The 3,377-nt window shown below is 69.1% G+C and carries 2 protein-coding genes; one reads left to right on the top strand and one right to left on the bottom strand.

Annotation, left to right across the window (positions count from 1 at the left end):
- Positions 1 to 104 precede the first annotated feature (104 nt).
- The gene (locus tag Q0D75_RS20915; RefSeq protein ID WP_061681791.1) at positions 105 to 2,660 is read right to left on the bottom strand and encodes an MMPL family transporter; all 2,556 of its coding nucleotides are present in this window, start codon (positions 2,658 to 2,660) and stop codon (positions 105 to 107) included.
- 134 nt (positions 2,661 to 2,794) lie between these two features.
- On the opposite strand from Q0D75_RS20915, the gene Q0D75_RS20920 reads away from it, so the two are divergent.
- A complete protein-coding gene (locus Q0D75_RS20920) occupies positions 2,795 to 3,361 on the top strand; it encodes a TetR/AcrR family transcriptional regulator (RefSeq protein ID WP_291057814.1) in 567 nt (188 codons plus the stop codon).
- Positions 3,362 to 3,377 lie beyond the last annotated feature (16 nt).

Raw genomic sequence — 3,377 nt, forward strand, 5'->3', positions numbered from 1 at the left:
CCCTGAGTCCGATGAGACGTCGCACAACCGAAGGGATACGAGGCGGTCGCCCTGTCATGGTTCACTCGGCGGCGCGCCGGGCGCCGCCTGGCGGAGCCGCCCTCTCAGCGGACGGGTTCGTCGGCGTGCCGGACGTCGTCCGACGACGCATCCCCGGCTTCCGTCGCCGCCCCGTGGATCGGATGGCTTCGCTCGAGCGCGGCGCCCTCGACGTCGACGTTCGGGAGGATCCGATCGAGCCAGCGCGGCAGCCACCACGCCTTCTCGCCGAGCAGGTGCATGAGCGCGGGGATCAGCAACAGCCGCACCACGAACGCATCGAACAGCACGCCGATCGCGAGGCCGAAGCCGAGCGGTCGCACGAGCGCCAGGTGCGAGAAGATGAACCCGCCGAACACCGACACCATGATGATGGCCGCCGCGGTGACCACCGCTCGCCCGTTCCGTAGCCCGGCGACAACCGCCGTCCGGGCCGGCACCCCGTGCACGAACGCCTCTCGCATTCCGGTCACCAGGAAGAGCTGGTAATCCATCGCGAGACCGAACAGCACGCCGATGAGGATGATCGGTGCGAAGTTCAGCACCGGTCCGGGGGTGTGGACGCCGAACACCGGCCCGAGCCATCCCCACTGGTAGATCGCCACCACGGCTCCGAGTGCGGCGAACAGCGACAGCACGAACCCGGCTGTCGCGATCAGCGGCACGAGGATCGAGCGGAACACCAGCACGAGGATGAGCAGCGACAGCCCCACGACCAGCGCGAGGTACACCGGCAGCACGCCGGCGAGTTTCTCGGAGATGTCGATGTTGCCGCTGGCCTGGCCTGCCACCCCGAGCTCGATGTCTCCGATCGGCGAGAGCTCGCGCAGGTCGTGCACGAGCTGCTCGGTCGATTCGGTGGACGGTCCGCCGATCGGCACGACCTGGAAGGCGAGGAAGTCGCGGTCCTCGGACACTCCGACCGGCGCGACCGCGACCACGCCGCCCTGCTCGAGCAGCTGACCGGCTAGGTCGGCCTGTACCGCGACGACGTCGTCCTCATCGATCGGGGCCGGCAGCGCGGCGGTGACGAGCAGCGGTCCGTTCTGGCCGGCTCCGAATGCCTCGGCCGCGGACGTGTAGGCCCGGTACTGGCTGGAGTCGACGGGCTCGGATGACCCGTCGGGCATGCCGAGCCGCATGGAGAGCGCCGGGATCGCGATGATGAGCAGCGCGCCGACGGCGAGTGCGGCGCGCGCGAACGCACGCGAGGTCTTCATGGGCTTCAGCTCGGGGCGAGCGTGCGATTCGTGGCCGATCTGGCCGCGAGCCCGCCGATTGACGATCCGGAGGCCGATGATCCCGAGCATCGCAGGCGTCAGGGTCACCGACAGGAGTACCGCGACCAGCACGCATCCGGCCGCGACCGTTCCCATGACGCCGACGAAGGGGATGCCGGTCACGTTCAGGGCGAGCAGTGCGACGAGCACCGTCGAGCCTGCGAAGACCACGGCGTTGCCCGACGTGCCGTTCGCGAGGGCGATGGATTCGTGCACGTCGACACCGGCGAGCACTTGCCGTCGATGGCGGTTGATGATGAACAGCGCGTAGTCGATGCCCACGGCCAGTCCGAGCATCATGCCGAGCACGGGGGTGGCCGACGACATGTCCACGACGCCCGAGAAGGCCAGCGACCCGGCGACGCCGACGCCGACGCCGACGAGTGATGAGACGATCGGCAGCAGCGCCGGCAGCAGCGCGCGGAACATGATGACGAGCGTGAGCAGCGCGAGCGCGACGCCGACGATCTCGCCGATGCCGATGAGTCCCTCGACCGCGGTGGCGATCGTCGCCGAGTAGTAGTCGACCTGCACCCCGTCGATTTCGGCCTGGTCGAGTTCGTCCGAGACCGCTTCCACGACCTCGGACGGGACGGAGAACACGTCGTCCTCGAACATCACCACGCCGATCGCAGTGGCACCGTCCTCGGACACGGTTCGGATCTCCGAGGCGGCATCCATGAGCACCCGCGCGTCATCGAGCTGAGCGCGCTGCTCGGCGAGTTCGCCGGCACCGGCGTCCAGCTCGCCGCGGCGATCCTCGAGCTGAGCGGCACCGGCATCGAGCTCGGCCTGCTGCGCGGCGAACTGCGCCGCTGCGAGCGCGTACGTCCCCGCGGACTTCGCTTCAGCGATGGCCGCGTCGAGTTGCGCCTGAGCGGCCTCGAGCTGGGTTCGCGCAGCCTCGATCTGAGTGGAGCCCTCGTCGAGCTGGCGCTGCGCTTCGTCGAGCTGGGCCGCGCCGGCTTCGAGCTGCTGCTCCTGTTCGGCGCGATCGGACGTCGCGACGAAGGGGTCGACCACATCGGCCACGCCGTCGATTCCGTCGATCTCGGCCAACATCGCGGAGATATCCCCCTGCTGGGCCTCGGTGAAGTCGGATCCGTCCTCCGTCCGGAACACGATGGTGCCGGTTCCGCCCCCGAGTTCCCCCAGTTCTTCGGTGAGCCGCTCGGTGACGCGCTCGGTCTCGGTGCCCGGGATGCTCATGCTCGACGTCAGCGTGCCGCCGAAGGAGACGAAGGCTCCGACAGCCAGGGCGAGTGCGGCGATCCAACCGGCGACCACGGCCCACGGTCGGCGCGCGGCGAATCGTCCGACACGGTAGAGGAGTTCTGCCACGCGAGAGGCCTTTCATGAGGAGACGAGACGAGGGCGCACCTACGAGCCACCACCGAGGATAGCCGACATTTGTCGGAAATCGGAGCGGCTGGGTTCTGCGTGGCGTCTCCCCATCCCGCTGGCACAATCGACGCATGGATGCCCGCGTCGTCCGCACCCGACGGTCCCTGCAGGAGTCGCTGTTCGCCTTGGCTCGCGAGCGGCCGCTCGAGGAACTCACCGTCGCCGACATCGTGCAGCGGGCAGGAGTGAATCGGAGCAGCTTCTATCAGCATTACGCCGACAAGGACACCCTTCTCGCCGATGCCATCGACACGGCGGTCGAGCAGGCAGGGACCTTCCTGCCTGAAACGATCACCGCACCGGACGGCCCGCAACGCGCGCTCCTCGCCTACCTGCGACACATCGACGAGCATGTGGCGGTCTATCAGCGCGTGCTCGGACGCCACGGCTCGGCCGCGGTGGCGTTCAGGTTGCGTGATCGCATCGAGGCCGTTGCCCGCGAGGGCCTCGGGCGAATGGGCACGCACGCATTCGAAGGGATCCCCCTCGACGTCGTCAGTGCCGGCATCGCCGGCTCAGCACTCGGCGTCATCGGGGCGTGGCTCGCGCGCGACCCCCGACCGCGAGTCGAGACCGCTGCGGACTGGGTATGGCGTGTGCTCGTCGGCGTCGGCGATGCAATGGAGGAGGGGCGCTGACGGTACGCCCCGTCCA

Source organism: Herbiconiux sp., assembly GCF_023264855.1.
Lineage (GTDB): Bacteria > Actinomycetota > Actinomycetes > Actinomycetales > Microbacteriaceae > Herbiconiux.